The 20,937-nt window shown below is 53.6% G+C and carries 15 protein-coding genes; 12 read left to right on the forward strand and 3 right to left on the reverse strand.

Annotation, left to right across the window (positions count from 1 at the left end; translation table 11 throughout):
* The first annotated feature begins 7 nt into the window (after positions 1-7).
* From BUB55_RS02755 to BUB55_RS02770, 4 genes are all read left to right on the forward strand, one after another.
* Positions 8-1,009, forward strand: a complete 1,002-nt coding sequence (locus BUB55_RS02755) for an ABC transporter ATP-binding protein (RefSeq protein ID WP_073188022.1) — start codon at positions 8-10, stop codon at positions 1,007-1,009.
* Complete coding sequence (locus tag BUB55_RS02760) at positions 999-1,808, forward strand: ABC transporter ATP-binding protein (RefSeq protein WP_073188023.1); 810 nt, start codon at positions 999-1,001, stop codon at positions 1,806-1,808. The genes BUB55_RS02755 and BUB55_RS02760 overlap by 11 nt, the downstream gene beginning before the upstream one ends.
* A gap of 163 nt (positions 1,809-1,971) precedes the next feature.
* Complete coding sequence (locus BUB55_RS02765) at positions 1,972-3,708, forward strand: glycoside hydrolase family 9 protein (RefSeq protein ID WP_234971773.1); 1,737 nt, start codon at positions 1,972-1,974, stop codon at positions 3,706-3,708.
* A 153-nt stretch (positions 3,709-3,861) separates the two neighbouring features.
* Positions 3,862-5,556: a DUF4832 domain-containing protein gene (locus BUB55_RS02770; RefSeq protein WP_073188027.1), complete on the forward strand. Its 1,695-nt coding sequence runs from the start codon at positions 3,862-3,864 to the stop codon at positions 5,554-5,556.
* 96 nt (positions 5,557-5,652) lie between these two features.
* Here the strand turns inward: BUB55_RS02770 and BUB55_RS02775 are convergent, their stop codons facing one another.
* On the reverse strand, positions 5,653-7,419 hold the full coding sequence (locus BUB55_RS02775; protein WP_234971774.1) for a protein-disulfide reductase DsbD family protein: 1,767 nt from the start codon (positions 7,417-7,419) through the stop codon (positions 5,653-5,655).
* 82 nt (positions 7,420-7,501) lie between these two features.
* On the opposite strand from BUB55_RS02775, the gene BUB55_RS02780 reads away from it, so the two are divergent.
* From BUB55_RS02780 to BUB55_RS02795, 4 genes are read left to right on the forward strand one after another with little or no spacing between them, the layout of a single operon-like run.
* Positions 7,502-8,065: an RNA polymerase sigma factor gene (locus BUB55_RS02780; RefSeq protein WP_143152871.1), complete on the forward strand. Its 564-nt coding sequence runs from the start codon at positions 7,502-7,504 to the stop codon at positions 8,063-8,065.
* 17 nt (positions 8,066-8,082) lie between these two features.
* Positions 8,083-10,311, forward strand: coding sequence for a T9SS type B sorting domain-containing protein (locus BUB55_RS02785; protein WP_073188030.1), 2,229 nt, complete (start codon positions 8,083-8,085; stop codon positions 10,309-10,311).
* Positions 10,312-10,320: 9 nt separating this feature from the next.
* Positions 10,321-10,788, forward strand: coding sequence for a hypothetical protein (locus BUB55_RS02790; protein WP_200778509.1), 468 nt, complete (start codon positions 10,321-10,323; stop codon positions 10,786-10,788).
* Between the two features lie 14 nt (positions 10,789-10,802).
* Positions 10,803-12,137, forward strand: coding sequence for a CCA tRNA nucleotidyltransferase (locus tag BUB55_RS02795; protein ID WP_073188034.1), 1,335 nt, complete (start codon positions 10,803-10,805; stop codon positions 12,135-12,137).
* Here the strand turns inward: BUB55_RS02795 and BUB55_RS02800 are convergent.
* Positions 12,112-13,215 carry a glycosyltransferase gene (locus BUB55_RS02800; protein WP_073188036.1) on the reverse strand — a complete coding sequence of 368 codons (1,104 nt, stop codon included), beginning with the start codon at positions 13,213-13,215 and terminating at the stop codon, positions 12,112-12,114. The two genes, BUB55_RS02795 and BUB55_RS02800, sit on opposite strands and share 26 nt — an antisense overlap.
* 122 nt (positions 13,216-13,337) lie before the next feature.
* On the opposite strand from BUB55_RS02800, the gene lpxA reads away from it, so the two are divergent.
* Positions 13,338-14,114, forward strand: coding sequence for an acyl-ACP--UDP-N-acetylglucosamine O-acyltransferase (gene lpxA / locus BUB55_RS02805; RefSeq protein WP_234971775.1), 777 nt, complete (start codon positions 13,338-13,340; stop codon positions 14,112-14,114).
* Between the two features lie 6 nt (positions 14,115-14,120).
* Here the strand turns inward: lpxA and BUB55_RS02810 are convergent, their stop codons facing one another.
* A complete protein-coding gene (locus BUB55_RS02810) occupies positions 14,121-15,383 on the reverse strand; it encodes a glycoside hydrolase family 5 protein (RefSeq protein ID WP_159431922.1) in 1,263 nt (420 codons plus the stop codon).
* A 248-nt stretch (positions 15,384-15,631) separates the two neighbouring features.
* On the opposite strand from BUB55_RS02810, the gene BUB55_RS02815 reads away from it, so the two are divergent.
* From BUB55_RS02815 to BUB55_RS02825, 3 genes are read left to right on the forward strand one after another with little or no spacing between them, the layout of a single operon-like run.
* Positions 15,632-16,375, forward strand: coding sequence for a sugar-binding protein (locus tag BUB55_RS02815; protein WP_073188039.1), 744 nt, complete (start codon positions 15,632-15,634; stop codon positions 16,373-16,375).
* Positions 16,376-16,394: 19 nt separating this feature from the next.
* Entirely contained in the window at positions 16,395-18,644 is a 2,250-nt protein-coding gene (locus BUB55_RS02820; RefSeq protein ID WP_073188041.1) for a hypothetical protein, read from the forward strand.
* A gap of 16 nt (positions 18,645-18,660) precedes the next feature.
* Positions 18,661-20,922, forward strand: coding sequence for a hypothetical protein (locus tag BUB55_RS02825; RefSeq protein ID WP_073188043.1), 2,262 nt, complete (start codon positions 18,661-18,663; stop codon positions 20,920-20,922).
* Positions 20,923-20,937: the final 15 nt, after the last annotated feature.

The raw sequence follows: 20,937 nt of genomic DNA on the forward strand, positions 1-20,937 counted from the left end.
GTATAAAATGTCTGAAAATGTTTTTGAAGTAGAAAACTTGAGCCTTTATTACCTCGGCCGTTTTGGCGACAAGACTCACGCAGTGACCAACGTTTCGTTCTCCATGAAGCAGGGCGAAATCCTGGGCATTGCCGGTGAATCGGGCTGCGGTAAGTCCACCTTGGTGAGCGGCCTTATGGGCATGTGCATCCCGCCGCTCTATCCCGAAGGCAAGAGCGACGTTCGCGTGAAGAACGGCGACAAGATGGAATCCCTTATGAACCGTTCCATTGAGGATGTTCGCAGGAACGTGCTCGCCCAGAAGGTTTCCATGATCCCGCAGGGCGCGTTTAACGCTCTTAACCCGGTGCGCAAGATCAAGGATATTGCTGCCGACGTGATCGCCGCCCACCAGCAGCCCGGCAAGGCTTTGGACCACAAGGAAATTTATGACCGTCTTTGCGACCGTTTCGACTTGTTCGGGATGGACACGAAGCGTGTGCTGAACAGCTTCCCGATCCAGCTGACCGCCGGTGAACGCCAGCGTTCAGTGATCGGTATCTCCACCTTGCTCAACCCGCAGATGGTGATTGCTGACGAACCGACTTCCGCTCTGGACGTTTCGACCCAGAAGGAAGTGATCAAGATGATCTTTGACTTGCTAGACAAGGGCATCTTCAGCACCATGATTTTCATTACCCACGAACTTCCGCTGCTGTACCACGTGGCCGACAATATCGCCATCATGTACGCCGGTGAATTCGTGGAAAAGGGTACGGCAGAACAGGTCGTCAAGGATCCGCGTCATCCGTATACCCAGGCTCTTATGGGCGCCATGCTCAGTACCGAGGCCAGCCAGCGTGGCCGCCACCCGGTGGCTATCGAAGGTGCTCCTCCGAGCCTCAAGAACAAGATTGTGGGCTGCCGCTTCGCCCCGCGTTGCAGCAAGGCATGCCCGGATTGCAAGAAGAATACCCAGAATCTCCGCATTGTCGGCGATCGTGACGTGAGGTGCGATTATGCTAAGTGATAAGCCCATTGTGTTTTCTGCCAAGCGCATCAGCAAGGACTTTGGCGCCGGCAAGAGCTTGAAGACCGCTGTTAAGGATGTTTCCTTTGACATCTATGACGAAGAGTTCATCTCCATCGTGGGTGGCTCGGGTTGCGGCAAGTCCGTGCTCGCCAAGATCATGCTGGGCCTGTACCAGCCGACTCGCGGCCAGTTCCTTTACCGCGATCACAAGATCAAGAACTTGAAGGACCACTGGAACGAAGTTCAGTCCGTGTTCCAGGACCCGTTTGGCTGCTTCAACCAGTTCTTCACCATCAGAAGCCAGCTCGAGGACGCCCTCAACATTTTGAAGGTCAAGCCCTCCAAGGAAGAAATCCGTCGCCGCGTGGACGAAGGCCTTTTGGCTGTGAACGTGACGCCTGCCGACATCGAAGGCAAGTACCCGTTCGAACTCTCTGGTGGTCAGATGCAGCGTATGTTGCTCGCCCGTATTTTCGCCCTTCGCCCGAAGGTCTTGATTGCTGACGAAGCGACCTCCATGGTGGACGCCTGTGTGCGCGCCAACATCCTCGATTACCTCCGCAAGTTGAAAGACGAGCTGAAGATGACCGTGGTGTTCGTGACTCACGACATTGGCCTTGCCAACTACGTTTCGGACCGTATCTTCATTATGCACGACGGCAAGATTGTGAACCAGGGTACTCCGGCAGAAGTGCTGGACAACACCACGGAACCGCATACCTTGCGCCTGCTGGACGACATCCCCGAAGTCCACAAGACCGAGTGGATCAAGAACAGCCACAGAAGCAAGAAGTAATTCGGTTTCCGGGTCACCTGGAATAAACCAGCTTGTGAAGGAGAGCCGCAGCGAACGATGCTGCGGCTTTTCTGTATACAGGGAAACGCCGTTGTTTCCTGTAGAAAACGGAATATAATGCTGAATGGCGCCGAGTGGGCGTATTTTAGAGTATATTCTAGGCATGAATACATTTAAAAGCGTTTTTGGAATGTGTGTGGCGGTCCCTGCCGCCATTTCACTGCTTGCGGTTTCTGCCGGGGCAGCCCCCCTCATGAACCAGCTGGGTTTTGCCCCCGATGCCGAAAAGACGGTCGTTTTCCCCGGAAACGACGCGAACGGGCTCGAGGTGCGCGACCTTTCCGGAAAGACGGTGCTCAAGCTCAAGGCTCCCGACGTGTACGAATGGGACTACAGCGGCGAGGAAGTACAGACTTTCGATATTTCTGCTGTCAAGAAGCCCGGTACCTACCGCCTGTTCCGTGGTGGCGAATACGTTGGGACTCCCATGGTTGTCGCGAAAAACGTCTATGACGACCTGGTGAAGGCGAGCCTCAAGTGGTTCTACTACCAGCGTTCCAGCATGGCGCTCGAGCCGCAGTATGCGGGCAAGTGGGCGCGTGCCGCGGGCCACAAGGACGACAAGGTGATTGTTTACGGCACCGACAAGGCGACCGGCGGCAAGGGCAAGGGAACTGCAATCAAGTCCCAGCGCGGCTGGTACGATGCCGGCGACTACGGCAAGTACATCGTGAACTCGGGCATTACCGTGTTCACCTTGCTCGAGATTTACGAACATTTCCCGAAGTATGCGGATTCGCTTCATTGGAACATCCCGCGCGAATTCCCGAAGTATCCGGAGCTCCTCGAGGAGGTGCGTTACAACCTGGACTGGATGCTCACCATGCAGGACAAGGACGGCGGCGTGTATCACAAGGTGTCGACGCTCAAGTTCAGCGGTAGCGTGCTGCCCGAGAACGACGTGGCGCAGCGCTATGCGATTATCAAGAACGTGACGGCGACGCTTGACTTTGCCGCCGTGATGGCGCAGGCGAGCGTTGTGTATGCGGGCATTGACAAGGCGTATGCCGACAAGATGCTCAAGGCGGCAGAGAAGGCCTATGCTTGGGCCAAGAAGAACCCGGAAGCTTTCTACAAGCAGCCCTACGACGTGCAGACGGGAAGCTACGCCCCCGGCGACGAGAACGGCAAGGATGAATTCCGCTGGGCTGCCGCGGAGCTTTTCCGTGCGACCAAGAAGAAGGAGTACCAGGAAGACTTGAAGGCGAACGCGTTTACCGCGAATGGCGCCTGGTGGGGTGACGTGAATATGCTTGCGGCGTTCCGCGTGGCGCTCGATTCCGCGGACTTTGAAAAGGAACTCGTCGACGCTGCGAAGAAGGTCGTGATGAACGAGGCGAACAACTTGCGTGCCGTGGGCGACACGAGCGCCTACCGCCTGCCCGCTTTCCCGTGGAGCTGGAATTGGGGCAGCAATAGCGCGATGGCGAACAACGGCATGGTGCTGGTTCACGCTTACTTGCTCACTGGTGACAAGAGCTATCTGGATGGCGCACAACAGTGCCTGGACTACCTGCTCGGAAAGAACCCGCACGATATCACGTACGTGACGGGATTCGGTTACCGTAGCCCGCGCAACCCGCACCACCGCCCGAGCGAATCCGACATGGTGGACGATCCGGTGCCGGGAATGCTCGTGGGTGGCCCGCACCTGGGCAAGCAGGACATCAACCTCGACGGCAAGGAAAGCTGGAAGTGCCCGAACTATGCCGCCTCCGACAAGCCGGCGCTCGCTTACATCGACAACCGTTGTAGCTACGCGACGAACGAAGTGGCCATCAACTGGAACGCTCCGCTTGCGTACCTGGCCGCCGCCCTCGAGGCGATTTATAATAAGTGACACCCATTCGCTATGCTCAGGGCAGGCTCCGTGTCATCCTGAGTGAAGTGCGAAGCACGGAATCGATATATGAAACTTCGCTCTTTAGAGCGTTAGTTGAATTAGGTTCGAAGGAGCAGGATCTATTTGCCGAGAAAAATATATATTACGGATATGGCTAGAATCCATATCCGTCTTTTGTTTATAATCGGTGTCGCACTCTTGCAGACCCCGCTTTTTGCGGCTGGTCTCGTAAAACAGTCTATTGACACGACCGATGCGATGGCGACGCTTGACAATTTTGACCGCGGGTTCTATACGCCGCAGGTGTTGCACCTCAAGCCCTCGGGCGGCAAGCCGATAGAAAAACCTTGGAGCAGGCTGTTGCATTTGCGCGCCGAAATTTCGGAATTCAGTAGCCATGCCTGGCTAGGAATCGACACCACCGGCGGCAGGAAGGATACCACTTGGGGCAAGAACCAGGACCTGACTGAAGACGCCCTGAATGTTTTGCAGGAGACTTTTGACAACATCCGCAAAAATGACGGACACGTAATTGTGCGCATCTGTTACGATCCGTGGTACAATGGCCGTAGCAACGTGACGCCGGATCACGAGTGGGTGCTGAAGCATGTGAAGCAGTTGGCTCCGGTGCTCTCGAAGAATACCGACGTGATTGTTGCGCTCGAGATGGGCATGCACGGCGCCTACGGCGAGATGCATTCCGATACGAACATCACTTACGATCGCGTTGCCGAAGCGACGAACCTGATGCTGCGTAACACTCCGCCCGAATTGAAAATCCTGACGCGAACGGGTAACTATTCGGCAAAAGTTTTGGGCTTTGACAACTGGGGTGTTGATTTTAATATCGACGGCGATAAGTTCAAAGAAATTGCGAAGGCGAAGGGCGACACCATGTACCGCGTGGGAATGTTCAACGACGGCTATCTGGGAACGCAGTATGATTACGGCACCTGGGGCGCCGACTGTGCGACATCCATCTGCCGCGAAGAGGGCGTGGCTTGGCTCGAGAAGTACAGCATCAACACGCCATACGGTGGCGAGGCGCTCACGACGGCCGAGAATTACCAGGTCATCAACACGCCGGAATTCTTGGCGTACGAAGGCTTCCGCACGCACACGAGCTACCTGAATATTCAGTGGAACAACAACCTGATTGACAGCTGGAAAAAGACGCTATTCAAGCAGAAGGATTTTGACTACGACCCAGCGCGAGTCGATTCGCTTACAGGCTTCAAGTACATCAACGACCACTTGGGCTACCGTTTTGTGCTGCGCGAATCGTGGATGAGCGATACGGTTGGGGATGATGGAATTTTACGTGCGAAACTCCGCATTCAGAATGTGGGCTTTGGAAACTTGACGCGAAAGATGAACGCTTCGCTGGAAATTGTAGTAGGTCTTGATCCTCGCGATGATTCCTATGGCATTGATTTGTATAGCTATGGCGTTCAGCTTCCGGATTCCATTGATTTCAGGAATGTGCATAGCCGTAAAATCGAAATTAAGGGAGCCGATACGGTGATGACCTTTGACGGCAACAATGAAATTTCAATCGAGACCAAGGTAGACGGCTATCAGGGTACAATGCAGGTGTATTTGAGAGTTTGCAACGAGCAAAAATACAATGATTGCGTTGCTTTTGCGAACGAGAAGTCATCTAGAAGCATCTATATCGGAACGTTTATTTCAGATAATAGGGTAAAATCATCTATTGCTCCGCGTGCACTCCCATCAGGAAATGCGCAAAAGAAAAACGCTCCCTTCGTTCAGAGGGAGCGCAACAGCGTGATTATCCGCGACGGCGAAAAGTCGTACCGTTTGAACGGCGCGAAAACCCGCTGACGTCATCCTGAACGACGACAGTCGCGATATACGAAACTAGGCAATTTATTGCCTTAGTTGAGTTAAGCTCTATGAGCTTGAATCCTGGCCTGATTTTTACTCGGCGATAGCTTCCAGAATCAGCCCGGCGGTCAGCAGTTCCGGCAAAACGATCTGCTTGCTTGCATCGCCCTTCGGGTAGATGGCGTAGGCGGGCACTCCCGACTTGCCCATGCTCTTAAGGAGCGCGTTGACCTCCGGACTTTCGCGGGTCCAGTCCGCCTTGACGCGGGCGACACCGGCGCTATCCATTTTACGGAGGAATTCGCTCCCCGAGAGGACTGCGGCTTCGTTCGCCTTGCAGGTGAGGCACCAGTCGGCGGTCGCATCGATAAAAACGGTGCGTCCCGCCTTGGCGAAATCTTCGATGAGCGCGGGGCTGTAGTTGTACCAGCCGTTTTCCAGAATCTGTTGCGAGGCGCGGACGTCGAGCCGTTCGGTCACGGCGAGTTCGTACCTGGGGGCGATCGCTGCAAACCACAAGGCGGCAAGTATTATGATGGCCACGGCAAAACCGCCTGCCTCGCGGGCGAAGGCGATCCCTGGCGGGGCTATTTTTCCGATGGCGAAACTCAGGCCGATACTCACGGCGACGATGATGGCGAACAGGGCTACGCCTGTGCCGCCCGCCTGCTCATTCACAATCCACAAAAGCCAAGCGACCGTGGCGAGGAGGAGTACGCCCATGAACTTTTGCAGGGAGACCATCCATGCGCCAGGCTTGGGCAAGAACGAGAGCACCTTGGGAAAGGCGCTTACCAAAAGGTACGGCGTGGCGAGTCCGAGCCCTGCAGCGGTGAAGAACAGGAAAAGTACCGGAGTGCTCGCGGTAAAGGCGAACCCCATGGCGGTGCCGAGGAACGGAGCCGAGCACGGCGTACTCAAAAGCACGAGGAGGGCGCCTGTAAAGAATGCTCCGCCGAGCCCTGCCTTTTGACCGGCGCTGTCCATCTTGGTGGTGGCCATACCCGGGAGCCAAACTTCGAAAGCGCCAAAAAAACTCATGGCGAATGCCGAGAGGATGATCACCATGAAGGCGATGAACCCGGCACTCTGGAATTGCATTCCCCAGCCGGCTGCGCCGCCGCCCGCCTTGATGGCCGAAATGATGGCTGCCAAAAGCCAAAAACTGGCGAGAATGCCTGCGGTCGAGGTGAGCCCGAGCAAAAGCAAACGCTTGCGGGACTCCCCGGCCTGCTTGATGAGGCTGAACAGCTTGAGCGAAAGCACCGGCAGCACGCACGGCATCAGGTTCAAGATGACGCCGCCGAAAAAGGCGAACAGTAAGAGAGTCAGCGAGCCGGCGAAACCCTCGACGGGTTCTGCCTCATCGTTTTTTTTTAAACTGCTGGTGGTGTTGGTGAAATTGTTGCTCGCACGTAGGGCGGTTCCGCTTAGTTGGATTTCGACCTTGGATGGGGCTAGGCAAATGGAGTTGTCGCAGGCCTGGTAATGGAAGGTCGCCTTGGTCGTTAAGCTGTCGTAATTTTCGGCAACGGCCTTTACCGGGATTTGGATTTGAAAGTGTCCCTTGAACACGAGGATTTCGAGTTCCAACGCCTCGTTGTATTCCCTGATGGGGGTGGGCCAAATGGGGCCGCCGAATTCGATTCCGTTAGCAGCGATTTCAACAGAAGAGGGCTTGAGGAATTCGTCGGTCACGACGTTCGCGTTTACGTGCCATTTGTCGGGAACCACGACGTCGATGGTCACATTGGACTTTGCCGAGAGGGCTCCATCGCTGAACTGCAAGGAGGTTTCTGGAGGCGGCATCCCGTTCATGTTGAATTCTTCGGCATGCGTTGTGCAAACAAACAATAACAAAAAGCAAACAATGGTTGCCAAATTGTAACAGTTGTTTGCAAAATGAAGGTTTTTTGGTAATTTGTTCAAAATATTCATAAATTTGGACGCGGATGAAATTGTTTGGGATGCTATGGGAAACAGCAATGTGACAGTAAAGGATTCTCCAAGCTGGATTGAAACTGTTTGGCGTTTGTATTCTGCAAAAATTTACAAATTATGCGAGATAAAAAGTGACTCGGTCGAAGACGCCAAGGATCTTTTTCAAACCGTGGCCTTGAAATTCTGTCAAAATGCGCATCGGCTGCAGGGGAAGACCTTTACCTACCAGTGGTTAATTCGAGTTTTGTGCAATGCCCACTGCGATATGGTGACTGAACGCCATGCCACATACCCGATGTCAAAAATGGCAGATTACGTAGAGAGACTCTCGGCACTTTCCGAAGAAAAGTCCGTTTTCTACAGGCCGCAAAACGCCTCGGAGGACTATGAGATTCTCTACTCTGTATTGAATCCGTTGGAACGCATGATAGTGGATTTGTCGTATATAGGCGGGTTTAGTTCTGACGAGCTCAGTTCCATTGTGGGGCTTTCGGCGGGAGCAATCCGCAAACGGCGGCTTTTTGCCCTTGGGAAACTGCGGGCTAAATGGTTTCCCGGCAAATAATTTCGTAATTTTAGGGTGTGCGTTTATTACAGATAATCCTATTGTGCCTGTTGCTAGGCTTGCCGTCATTTGCTGCCGAAGGTTGGACGACGTATTCCGAACCGTTCCCGGTGCATTCGGCGATTCCGTACAGGGACGGTCTTATCCTTGCTACCGATGGTGGCATCCGAGTTATGCTGAAGTTTGTCGATAAAGCTTATGCTTCAGCAGATGGTTTGGGTGGCGCCCGTTTTTATACGGTAATCAAAGATGGCGAAGACGTGTACGCCGTTTCGGAGTATGGCGTCATCGCCAAGCTGGTGGCGAATGGAGATGCCATTGTGGGGTGGGAGGTCTTGAACCGCTCGTTTTTCAGTAACGGGGTTCGGACTATTCCCGATGCCTGTGTCATTGTTGGCAATATTATGGTTGTTCCGTTTGAAAACCGTATAGGCTTTTTTGACATAGAGAAAAAACTGTCTGTATTGACTATAGACCATATTGCGAACATTTCCTTGATGGCACAATCGCCTAAGGCTGTGGCTGTTCATGAAGACACCTTGTTTGTGTCTACGGGCAAATCTGTTTATGCCCGAAAAATGAACTGGTCGAATCTCTCTGGTGACATCAGGTTGATAGACCCTGCTTCTTGGACTCAGATTCCTGTTCAAAAGGAAGTGAATAGTTTTGCCTTGAAGGGAAATACCCTTGAAATGTACGAGACGGAAGGGTTCCGGTCTTGGGATGGCGGTGTGGAAACTTCTGCGGTCCAGGATTCTGCTGCAAAAATTTTACTCAAAGGAAGGGAGTTGACGGAGCCTTCTCTGTACCATGATGGACGAACCTTGGTTAAATGGATCTACACGAATGATGTCGGAACCTCTTATCTTATTTCTTCGCAGTCCGTTTGGAAGTACGAAAATGGAAAATTGAATGACATCTCTCAAATGGAGAACTACAAATTGGGAGCTGTCTATGATTTGGTTAAACATCCCGATGGCGGTGTGATGGCGGCTTCTTTGGACGGGCCTTTGGCTTACGCTAACAATTTTGGTTGGGCCGAGCCTTATAATGTTTGGGACTTGCCGATTTCAAATGCGAACGATGCGTATGCACACCGAATAAAGACGCTCGCTGTTTTGCCGTATGGTTTTGTTTTGACTCATATTTGGGGACAAGGGTTCTTTATGTCTGCAAAATTTGGCGAGCTGATGTTGCCGTCCGTCCTGGCTGGTCAAAACGATTGCCTGGATCAATTATTCCCCAATTTTACCATAGCTGCCGGCACTACGGTTGCTCCTGATTCTTCGGGATTTTTGACGACGACTGCATCCTATGACGGCTATAGCGTTATTTATATGACCGTTTATGGAGATGTCAGCTGTGCGACCCATTTGGGAACGGCTCCCATGGCGGGCCCAATTCAGGCGCGATTTGATGAGAATGGAAACTGGGAGGTCTATGTCGCTACCCGTGACCAGATAACTACTTCTACAACGGGCGTGTTGGATGTGTACACCTTTACGCCGCCCGCGAAAAATGGTGGGCGCTTGGAGAGCTCTTCGCACAAGAGTTTCAATATCCCTAACAACAACGCCGCCATTGACATGGTTCTGGACCCCAAGAACGAGGTCCTCTGGATGGTGTCCAACTCCAACTTGGGTTATCTTGAATTGGATCAGGATTCTGTATACGCGCCTCACTCCATCAAAGGATTGCAGAACCCGGAGTATTCGTCCATAGACATAGATGTTCAAGGCAATGTTTGGCTAGGAACGACCAATTTAGGCGTATATCGTGCGAGGAAGGAGGGGAAGACGTATGACACTCTTTCGACTTTGCACTTTACCGTAAAGGACGGATTGCTCGATAATTCCGTGACGGATTTGGCTGTTGACCCGGTTCTGGGGATGGCTTGGTTTGCACATGACAAGGGTGTTTCTGCTTATGTCCGGAATGATCTTCGCAATGCGTCTAGTTTTATGACCGCCCAAGCTAAGGAAGATGTCAAGGCTTATCCGAACCCGTTCCGTATGCAACAGAATGCGTACATGACCATCGACAACATCTCGGAGGATGCTACCGTGAGCATTTTCAATCGTGGTGGCAACTTAATCAAGTTCTTTAGCGGGGAGGACGTGATGGGTGGGCGTGTAACGTGGGATGGAACAGGTAAAAACGGATGGTACGTTGTGCCGGGTGTTTACTACTATGTCGTTAAGACGTCTTCCAAGACGAAGAAAGGCAAAATCATTCTTATCCGCTAGGGGATGACAGTGCAGTTGAAACTCAAATATATATGGTCCGTTTTTTTTGTTTGCGGGATTGCGCTTTTGCTGGCCTCATGCGCCGCTGAGCGTCAAGGCGTGGTATGCGACGAAATTGAATACCGCTTGAACACCATGACGTACTCGCCGGACCAGCGCGCCTTTGCCGAAGAGGAACTTCGCGTTTGCCGTGAGGAAGAAGCCCAAAAGAAGGGCGAGGCTGCTGCCAGGCGCCAAAGCATTTACGACCGCTTTGCCTCGAGCGATACCTCCAAGAAGGTGGACTCCACGCAGGTGGGCGACAGTGCGTCTGCAGGGGCGCATGACGCTTCGCAAGATGTGTCGGTCTCGGAACTCATGAAGGATTCCTCGGGCGAAAAGACGACCAGCATTTACGACCGTTACGGTGCCATGGGCGGCGATACCGCCAAAGCTGTTCCTCTCGCCGATAGCGCCGCTACTCAAACCGCTCAGTAGTTTGCGGGGTCGCAATGCCTATCGTCAAGACACTTGCAGGAACCGAATTCACGCCGGAACTTCCCGAACGTTTGCTTGCCATTGCAGGCGAGATCCGCAATGCGGGTGGCCGCGCCTTTTTGGTGGGCGGCTGGGTTCGCGACGCCCTCTTGGGCAAGAACTGCCGTGACTACGACGTGGAGGTGTACGACCTCACGCAAGAGCAACTGCTCCCCATTCTCAAACGCTATGGCAAAACGAACTTGGTGGGGAAGGCGTTCGGTGTCATCCATCTTGCCATGAAGGGCGAATCCCTGGATTTTTCGTTCCCGCGTACCGAGAGCAAGGTAGGCTACGGGCACCGCGGCTTTGTGGTGCATACCGACGAAAAGCTGAACTTCAAGGAAGCCGCCCTCCGCCGTGATTTCACCATCAACGCGATGGGGATGGAACTGCCCGACTTGACTCTTTGCGACCCGTACCACGGGATTGACGACCTCAAGACTAAGGTGCTCCGTCACGTGGGGCCCGCCTTTGTGGAGGACTCGCTCCGCATTTTGCGCGGGGTGCAGTTCGCAAGCCGCTTTGAATGCACGCTTGCGCCCGAGACTGTTGAACTTTGCCGGACGCTGAGCCTCGCGGACCTCTCCGTTGAGCGCCTGTTCGAGGAATTCAAAAAGTGGCTTTTAAAGCCGGGCAAGCCGTCGTTTGGCCTGCGCGCCTTTTTGGACATCAAGCTCGATGGATATTTCCCTGAGGTCTGCCCGTTTTATGGTTCTTGGGAGGGGTTGGGTTCGTTACTGAACTCTGTTTCGGGCCACCAGTCAGTTTTGCGTGACGACCAAAAGATGATTGTCGCTTTTGCGGCTCTCCTTGGCGGTGTCATTGGGAGTGAAAAGGACATAGAAGAACAGTCCCTCCGTTTTTTGAACCGGATTACGAACGAGTCCAAGTTGCTCAAGGGCGTGCCCGAACTGTTGCGCTGTCTTTCGGTTCTTGATTTTGAGAGGGTGCCCTCCGACAGTGAGATGCGCCGTTTAGGTGTGAGTTCGCAAAAATTCCTTGGCGGGTTGGAACCATTGTGCGTTCTGGTGGAATCCCTTCCGTCGGTCGGCGAGGGTTTTGCGATGAACGAAAACTATGCCAAGGAATTCCGCGATGCCGCCGCCCGCCTCGGGCTTTTGCAAAAGGTTCCCGAGCCCTACCTCACAGGGAAGATGCTCATGGATATGGGCCTAGCCCCGGGCAAGCAGATGGGCGACATTATCAAGCAGAGTTTTGAACTGCAGCTCGATGGGAAAATCACGGACGTCGAAGAAGCAATTGCCTGGGCGCGCACCCGCATTACTTCCACCGGAATAAGCCGGTAATGCCTGCAGGCACCGCGAACACGATCATCGGGATCTGGATCAGCTCGGTCGGGATAAAGAAGAACATTTTGCGCTTGGCGTGCAACTTCCAGGCCGCGATGCTCAAAAATACGAAGTCCACTACGACCTTTGTCAAGATGCTGAATGCGCACCATTGCCACGGGCAATCCAAAAAGGCGACACACCAGGGGCTTGCGAACATCCAAATGTAATAAGTGTAAATGAGCGTGAGTAGTAAAATGTAGGCCTTGCTCTCGTAGCTTGTGCCGTTGCTGCTCCAGCGGGCGCGCTGGTTAAACAGTTGCTTCCAGGTGTGCACCGGCGCCGTTTCCACGACGGCGTCTTTGTCGAGGTTGTAGCAGACCTTGGTTCCCGGGATCTTCATCATCTTGTGGATGAGCATGTCGTCGTCGCCGCTCGAGAGGTTCACGAGGTCGCCGAAACCGCCGACTTCAAAAAAGAGTTCCTTTTTGTAGGCGAGGCAGGCGGCGCTTGCCACGATGGGGTGCCCCCAGCTGAAACCGGCGGCTTCCATGGCGGTGTAGCCCAGGGTCTCGAGTTTTTGGTAAAGGTGGGGCATGGTGCGACTCCCGTTGTTCTGCTTGGGTCCTTGCACAATGCTGATGCCGTCGACAAATCGGCCCGCCATGGCAGTAATCCAGCTCTTGCGCGGGATGCAGTCGGCGTCCATTGTCAAAAGCACTTCGTTCTTCGCGATTTTGAAGGCGCTTTCGAGGGCTCGCTTTTTGGGGCTTGCGATTACCGGCAAGTCTTGCGGCAGGCTGAGCACGTGGAACCGCTCGTGGGTCTCGGCGAATTTCTCGAGAATCTCGCGGGTCCTGTCGGTGGAGCGGTCGTCCACGCAAATGACTTCCCATTCGCCAATGTAGTCCTGCTCGGCGAGGGCATTCAGGGTGCGCTGGGCAAATTCCTCTTCGTTTCGCATCGGAATCACGACGGTAACGCTTGGGGTCGCCTTGGGACCACGGTACCGGTGCGTCTTGATGACGCCGATAATGAAGAACAGGAACAGCAACGCGTATATGGCGGTGAGCCCTGCGATAAGGAATCCACTCATGCGTTCAAATCTAGTAAAAAGAGTTCCTAATTCTAAGTTCCTAGTTCCTAGAGTGAGTCCGCTTTTTTCTAAATTACCACTAGTAACTCGTAACTAGTAACTGGAAACTGCGCCTTTGGCGTATGTATATTATGATCCATCCGTCTGCGTTTGTCCATCCATCAGTCAATGTGCCTGAATCGGCTGTTGTTGGCCCATGGTGCGTTGTGGACGCGGGAGCTCAAATAGGCGAAAATGTGGTCCTGGAATCCCGTGTGCGTGTGTACGGGGGTGCTTTTATTGGTGCTGGCACGCATGTTTACGATGGCGCCGTTCTCGGCGGTCCTCCGCAAGACCTCAAGTATGCCGGCGAAAAGACGGAACTCCATGTGGGCGAGAACTGTATTGTTCGCGAATACTGCACGTTGAATCGCGGAACCGTTCAGGGCGGCGGTGTCACGAAGATTGCGAACAAAGTATTGATTATGGCTTACAGCCATGTTGCCCACGATTGCGAGCTCGGCGAGGGCGCTGTCCTCGCCAATGGTTGCCAGCTGGGCGGCCATGTGCGCATAGGCGCCTATGCCACCATCGGCGGCACAACTGCCATCCAACAGCGGAATCAGGTGGGGGCCTACGCGTTCGTAGGCGGCACGCTCAAGGTGGACCGCGACGTGCCACCGGCGAGCAAGGCTTTTGGCAACCCTATCAAGTGGGGAGCCCTCAACCTGCATGCCCTGCGTCTTCATTCCGACGAATTCCCACAAGAGCGCATTGATGCACTTAGCCGCGCCTACCGCACCCTTTACCGCAGCGGCCGTCCAATGGCTGAAGTCGTCGAGGAATTAAAAAAAGGCCCGGAACCTCTGTTCCAAGCCTTCTTTGACGAGCATTGGGGTGGCTCTCTCGTCCGCCCGTAGAATCTGTTACAAACCGAATGCCATCGGGAAGCCGGGGTACCAGGTGTTGTTTTGCTTGTCGTAGGCCTCGAATCCGCCGACGCCTGCCAGTGCCCAGTAGTGCCAAGAAACATCGTACATCTCTGCCGCCTCGATGGTGGTTTGCGCCCACTTGGCCCTCATCTTGTCAGAGGGACCCTGCTTGCCGCAGCCGCCATATTGACTTGTGACGCTGAATTCGCCCATGTTCATGGGGATGTTCCCGCCGTTCACGTCGGGGTAGAGCTTTTTGGCCAGCGCCACGTAGTTTTTCATGTCGGTCTTGGCGGTGTTGGCATAGGCGTCGTCACCTTTGCAGGCGTAGCCGTGACCTTGGTGTGAATAAGTGTACGGTTCGTAGTAGTGGCCGCTGAAAATGATGTTGCCGTCCTTGGGGAGCTTGAGCGCGCCGAGGTCGCCAAATTTAGCAGCATGGTGGGCTTCGAACATAATCGTCTTGCCTGGGGCTGCAGCGCGGATCGCGTCGTAGCCGGTCATCATCACGTCGTTCAGAATATCCGTGTTCACAAAAGTCGGCTCGTTCAGGATGTCCCATACAAGCATGGAGTCGGGGAAGTTCAGGGCTTCGGCCTTGGCGGCGACCTGCGACCAGATTGCGGCAAAGTGTTGCTTTTCTTTAGCGTAATAGTCAGGGTTCGTGGTGGCGTGGTTGCCGGCGTACATGATTTCGTGGTACCAGTGGAAACTCACGACTACGGCGAGCCCGGCGTCAATGGCAAGCTTGATGTCGTCCATCACGCCGTTGAGGCGGGCCGGGTTCACTTCGTGGGTCTCGGGGTTGGAGTTGTGCTGCCACCTTACGGGGATACGCACGGAGTTGAAGCCGACGGATTTTACCAACTGGAAGTACTCGTCTTTGATAGGGTTGTTCCAGCTGCTGTCCAAGCGGTCGGCGCAGCCGTAGTTGTACTGCTTGGACGGCATGTTGTTTAGGTAGGACGAATCGGCGGGGACGAGCGGTACATAGCTGTCGGTCTTTTCGGCGTCCAAATCGTCCTTGAGGGTTCCACAGGTGTAGTACGAGGCGCCATCCCAGGCGTTGCCAAGGTTGATGCCCTTGCCCAGGCGCTTGTTCATGGCACGTCCCTTGGAATAGTCGACGGGTTCGGCGGAGGAATCCTCGGTAGAGGAACCGTTGTCGGTCGTCTCGGCTGCAGTAGGCTTGCTGTCTTCGGAACAGGCGACCAAGAGGAGCCCTAGGGTTATGACGGTAAGGAACTTCGCTTTCATAAAAACCTCGACAAACATGTATTTAGTTTCTGTAAACAAAAGTACTTATTTTTGCCTTTCTGTATACAGAATAAAAAAAATAAAGTGTTTACAAGAGAAAACTCAAAAAAACAGAAAAATGACTCAAAAATGGGTGAATTGGTCAAAAAAAAGCTTTGTTTGAGTCCAAGTTCTTTTTGGAATTCGATACAGAACCGCAAAAACAATTTATATTATAGCCTATCCAAATTTGGAGATTTGTACCTATTATGAATGGAAATTTCAAAAAAGCCATTTGGAAGTGTGCCTTGGGGGCGCTACTTCTTGTTTCGACTTCTTTTGCTGGCTACGGCATTAGCGACTACCGCGACCGTGACCAAGCCCGTTTTATCACCAAGGAAGGTAAACCGTTCCGCCCCGACAAGGATGTGGTCAGCGTTGTGATGCGTGAAGCCATTCCGCGTGGTGGTGGCTATACTTACCAGTACCCGCGTGAAAACCCTGAACCGGTGCTCACCGATAAGTATGCCATGGAAGGTGCTCTTTCCATGGAAATTGAACTTATCGCCAGCGATTATTCTGGTGTGGCTATTTGTATTGCCGGTTCTGTGGACTTGACCCCGTACCTCGAAGAGGGCGTCCTGGAATTCTGGATCCGTGGCGAAAAGGGCGGCGAAAACGCCTTGTTCGTGCTTGTGGACGACGGTGTCAAGAGCGGCGGCGAATCCCTGCAGGTCAAGCTCCGTTCCAAGAGCTTGGGTGAAATTACAACCGACTGGACCCATTTCAGCATCCCGCTCAAGCTCTTTGGCATGACCGGTGTGTACTGGGATGCCAAGAATACCCGCGAAGTGATGCTACCGTTCTCCTGGTCGAACTTCAAGGGCTTCCGTCTTGAAGTCCGTAAGGACGAAAACGAATCCTTCAAGGTCTGGATTGACGACGTTGTCATCAAGAAACATGGCAAGCCTTATGAAGGTCCGGCCAACTATCCGTTCCGTAACGAGATTTAAGAGGGTATAAGAGGATTTTATGCAAAAAACAGTAACATCGATTCTTCTTGCATCTTGCATTGGAGTAGCCTGGGCTTTGCCCCCCCAAGTGCAGCTTGATTCTATTCACGCCTCCTTGGATACCCTTTCTGGAAACATGGAATCTACCTTGATGGGCAAGGACGACCTTCCCCTGGCGGTCTCCGGCTACATGGCATTCCGCCTCAAGAACTTCCATTATTCCGAAGAGAGCCCCTGGGTCCAGAACGACCGAGCTCGCACCGCTGTCGACGCCGTCTTGAACGTGAACGTCGTCGCCATGCCGAACTCCTACATGACCCTCTGGTCGTCCATGTCGTTCCCCTTCGACCTGAGCGGTTTGTATTCCAACTACCTCGGTTCACAGCCGACGGGCGTCGAAACGCATGACCAGCGCGTGCTGTTCGACCACTCTACGGACTACCACAGTTCCACGATCAACGAAGAAATGAACTTTGGCGTGGACATCCGCGCGGGCGTCTTTGGCGCCTATGTGACCGCCGGTGGCGTGATTTGGGCGAACGCTTCCCCGCTTACCATGTGGGAGCGCGAAACTATGCCGCGCTTCGCTTGGCAGTACGAACTGTTCGAAGACGAAAAGACGGTGAGTACCTATTATAAGGAGAAGGTCTTTAAGCCTGTGAAGGAAGGCGGCCGCGCCTTCTGGACGAACCGTTCCTTTGGTGGTGTGTTCATGAACGTGTACCAGTTGCCGTTCAACATGAAGGCGCAGTTCATGGTTTCCCAGCCGGCCGATGCCGACATGGGTACTCGTGACGGTCTTCGTATGTACGGTGGCCAGCCGGGCGAACTCGAAATGTCCGGTACCTACGACATGCGCGGTTCCGTGTACCATGGTCGTGTTGCCAAGGACAAAATCATGGACAACCTGACTGTCGGTTTGAACTACATGGGAGTCGTGTTTGACAATGCCATTATTTACGAACCGGAATTCCGTACGCAGTGGCTGGTCTACTCCGATGTGGGACCGACCCTTTTGAATACCCATGTGGCCTCCGTGGATGTTAGGGGCAACATCACTCCGAAACTTTACTTGATGGCCGATGTTGCCTTGAGCATGACCGACTCTGTGCGTTTCTACCGCACAAGCGATGCCGCGGGTTATGTCGATACCAGCGCCAGCACTGGTTATACCAAGGACGCTTACAAGAACGAAATGAATACCCCGCAGGTGGGCGTTTACGTGAAGGCGCAGAGCAAGTACTTGGAAGGCTGGCCCATGACTCTCGAAGCCATCTATCTCCCCAAGGAATTCTACTCCCCGTACTCCTTGGGCAACCCGTCCCGTTTCCCGAGCTGGCGCAAGGACGAATCTTACCTGAACGGCGGTTCGCTGCGCTACACCCCGAACATGGCCGGCCTCAACTTCAAGTTGGAACCGACCTTCAACCGCGGTTACTTTGACTTGCAGTACGGCCAGCACCGTCAAATTGAAGACGGCGATGACGTCATTTACTTTAACTATCGTTTGAATGGCCGCAACATGTGGGAAGGCACGAGCTCCTGGACCAAGCACAAACCGTTGTTCATTGCCGACTCCGGTAACGCCGACAACGCCGCCTACATTGCCCGTACGGGTGTCCAGCTGGGTTCCGAAGAAGGCATCAAGCAGTATCGTCAAAGAGGCGGTCTGTATGGCGGTACTTGGGAACTCTGGGAATCCTTTGTGGCTTACGAGGATGCCGATCAGATTTCTTCGGGCGAAGTTCCGTCCCACGCCAAGTGGTCCAGCTACCTCTCCTTTATGGGCGGCTACGACATTGGCGGCTGGTTTGGTACCGACCGCACCATCATGATGACCCTCTACGCAGCACTCTCCGGTCTTTCGACTTCGTTTGCCCCGATTGCCTACAGCGAGTCCCAGGACGACATGCTCATGTGGAGCTTCTACACGCAGTTTGAACCGGCTGTCGCCGTGACGCCGAAGTTCCACATGGTGGGTATCCTCGGTATGGAAACCTTCCGCGCTGAGAACGCCTACACGACCGTCGCTGCCGTTTCGACCGTTGCTAAAAAATCCGACTTTGCGGGCACCTTTGGAACGAACTACTTCCAGAAGGCTCCGATCAACTACTTGGAAACCGCCATCGGCCTTGGCTTTGACTGGGACTTTGCCGATCGCGCCGGTTTGCACGTTCGCTATAAGTACATGACCCATTCTGATGAATTGATTTCGGACAATGACTGGCATTCCCATTACATTGCTGCAGAAACCAAGGTCTGGTTCTAAGAGGGGGTAGCTGAAAATGAATATGAACATGAAAAAATCTTTGATTGCTCTCCTTGCTTCTACAGTGGCGGCATCTGCTACGCCGGTGTTTGAAAACCAGAATCTGCTCGAAAGCAAGGTCGATTCTATTAACGCCAAGCGCGGCGTGGAATTCGGCGGCTCTATTCGCGGAGTTGCCGAGGCCTCCTACTTTAGTACCGATCAGGACCCGTCCGCCATCGACAAAATGCCCGATGTAGAGAAGGACGAATTTGTGACGGCCGACCTCGACTTCCACTTCCGCCCTTACGAAAATGTCCGCGCCAACGTGATGATGCGCTTGGAAGCCGGCATGCAGGAATACTTCGCCTCTGCGGCAAAGAGCATCTCGGTGGAATGGATTAACGTCGAAGGCAACGTTGGCAAGTCGTTCTACTGGATTGTGGGTGACTTCCGCCAGCAATACACACCGCTCACCCTCTTTTTGCCGGGTGTCGACGTGATGTATGAACCCTTGATTTTTGCCCGTCAGCGTCACATGGCCGAAAAGTCCCAGCTGATTGAAGGCAACCAGCGCAACCTGCAAGGTGCGAACTTCCAGTTCCGCCACACCATCAATCCGATGGTGGGCGAGCTTCGTGCCGAGGCCTTGCTGGCGCGCTTGAACCGCACTGCGGTTTTGGACCTCTCCGGTGCCGAAGGCAATATCTTGCCGAACGAAGAAATCCTGGGAGCCTCGCAGGCTTCGAACATGGATAAGTGGCTTGCCGCCGGAAACTTTGAATTGTTCCCGGTGAACAAGAACCTTTATGTGGGTGCCACCGGCATGTACATCTTCGATAACGAGGATTCCTTCTCGTATACCGAACGTCATCCGGGTAATAACGTGATGGCTCAGAACCCTGTCACGGGTGAGTACGACGGTTACTACGAACGTCAAGCCATTAACCCCACCGAGCCCGACGCCCAGCAGACTACGGTCATCAGCGCCCGCTTGGGTGGCGATATCGCCGGCTTTATGGGAAACAAAAACCTGACTTTGGATGTGACCGGTGAATTCGCCATGTCCATGGACAAGGTATACTCTCACGCGATAAATCCTGCTGTTGACGAAACCGGAGCCCCGGTTTTGGACGCCGAAGGCAACGCGACCTTTATCGACGAAGTCTCTGACGATAACTTGAACGGCATGGCTATTTTGGCCAACATCAACGCCGGCTACAAAACTAGCCTTTGGGGAGCCCAATTGGCGGTCAATGTCATTTTCAATGACAGCAACTGGTTCAACAACTTGGCCCAGTCCCCGAGCTTCTTTGCCCAGCGCATCCTCAATACCGATATGGATGGCGGAACGGTAAAGTACGGCGTCCATGCTCCGCTCTATAGCACCTTTGGCGCTCTCTACAGCTTTGCCCCGAAGTTCTCTCCGGTGGCGACCTCCCTGGGTACCGACGACGGCGCCTTCCAGGACGGCCAAACCGACAGCTACAACATTGCGAACTACAACAAGAATTCCTACACGACAAACGTTTATACGCGCAATCAACTTGCCTTGCTCTCCATGCTCGCTGACCCGGCTCTTCAAATGGCCCTCCCGAATGGCCTTGCCACGGCGAACCGCGTGGGTGCCCAGGCGAACGTGATTGGCTCCTTCAAGGACTTTGCCGAGGTCCAGGGCTTGTTCACTTTCTTGAACCAGGTCGACCCGCTGATTGGTTTCAAGTCGGTCAACTACATGGAATTTGGTGGTGGCGCCAAGGTCGACATTTTCAAGGCCATTGGGTTCTCCAAGCCTCTTGAAATTTCGGGATCCTACAAACGTTCTGTTAACAAGTCCGACTTGGAAGCCGGAGGCTCGGGTGAACTCACTAGCGACTTCATCAATGCCGGCCTTTATGTTCAGTACTTACCTCGCTTGGGATTCACGGCTGGCTTCCAGATGATCAATACTGAATATAACGATCTTCAGGCGGCTATTTCTAATCAAATGGCTCCGCTCATGAAGGGTAAGCAAATGCAATGGATGGTCGGCTTTGACTACTCCATCGAAAACAATGCATGGCTTGCTTTGAACTTGGGCACCATCAACGTGAGCAACGAGTACAACACCTCGGCTGTGGTTGCCGAATACAATGCGAGCAACGCCGAGGACCCGTCCAAGGCGAAAGTGCTAAGTGCTGCTACAAAGAACGCCCTCTACAACCTGCCGGTCTACTACGATGTGGCAACGGATAATGGCAAGTACAAGCATGAGTTCAGCCAGTTTATCATTGAAGCTTCCCTTAACGTGGAATTTTAAAGGGAGGATGTTAGC

Origin of the sequence: Fibrobacter sp. UWP2 (assembly GCF_900141705.1) — a bacterium.
Classification (GTDB): domain Bacteria; phylum Fibrobacterota; class Fibrobacteria; order Fibrobacterales; family Fibrobacteraceae; genus Fibrobacter.

Coding starts and splice junctions, on each gene's coding strand:
- BUB55_RS02800 (WP_073188036.1), bottom strand. CDS start 13,215: ATGAGTGGATTCCTTATCGCAGGGCTCACCGCCATATACGCGTTGCTG.
- BUB55_RS02815 (WP_073188039.1), top strand. CDS start 15,632: ATGAATGGAAATTTCAAAAAAGCCATTTGGAAGTGTGCCTTGGGGGCG.
- BUB55_RS02760 (WP_073188023.1), top strand. CDS start 999: ATGCTAAGTGATAAGCCCATTGTGTTTTCTGCCAAGCGCATCAGCAAG.
- BUB55_RS02755 (WP_073188022.1), top strand. CDS start 8: ATGTCTGAAAATGTTTTTGAAGTAGAAAACTTGAGCCTTTATTACCTC.
- BUB55_RS02795 (WP_073188034.1), top strand. CDS start 10,803: ATGCCTATCGTCAAGACACTTGCAGGAACCGAATTCACGCCGGAACTT.
- BUB55_RS02770 (WP_073188027.1), top strand. CDS start 3,862: ATGGCTAGAATCCATATCCGTCTTTTGTTTATAATCGGTGTCGCACTC.
- BUB55_RS02825 (WP_073188043.1), top strand. CDS start 18,661: ATGAATATGAACATGAAAAAATCTTTGATTGCTCTCCTTGCTTCTACA.
- BUB55_RS02820 (WP_073188041.1), top strand. CDS start 16,395: ATGCAAAAAACAGTAACATCGATTCTTCTTGCATCTTGCATTGGAGTA.
- BUB55_RS02810 (WP_159431922.1), bottom strand. CDS start 15,383: ATGAAAGCGAAGTTCCTTACCGTCATAACCCTAGGGCTCCTCTTGGTC.
- lpxA (WP_234971775.1), top strand. CDS start 13,338: ATGTATATTATGATCCATCCGTCTGCGTTTGTCCATCCATCAGTCAAT.
- BUB55_RS02765 (WP_234971773.1), top strand. CDS start 1,972: ATGAATACATTTAAAAGCGTTTTTGGAATGTGTGTGGCGGTCCCTGCC.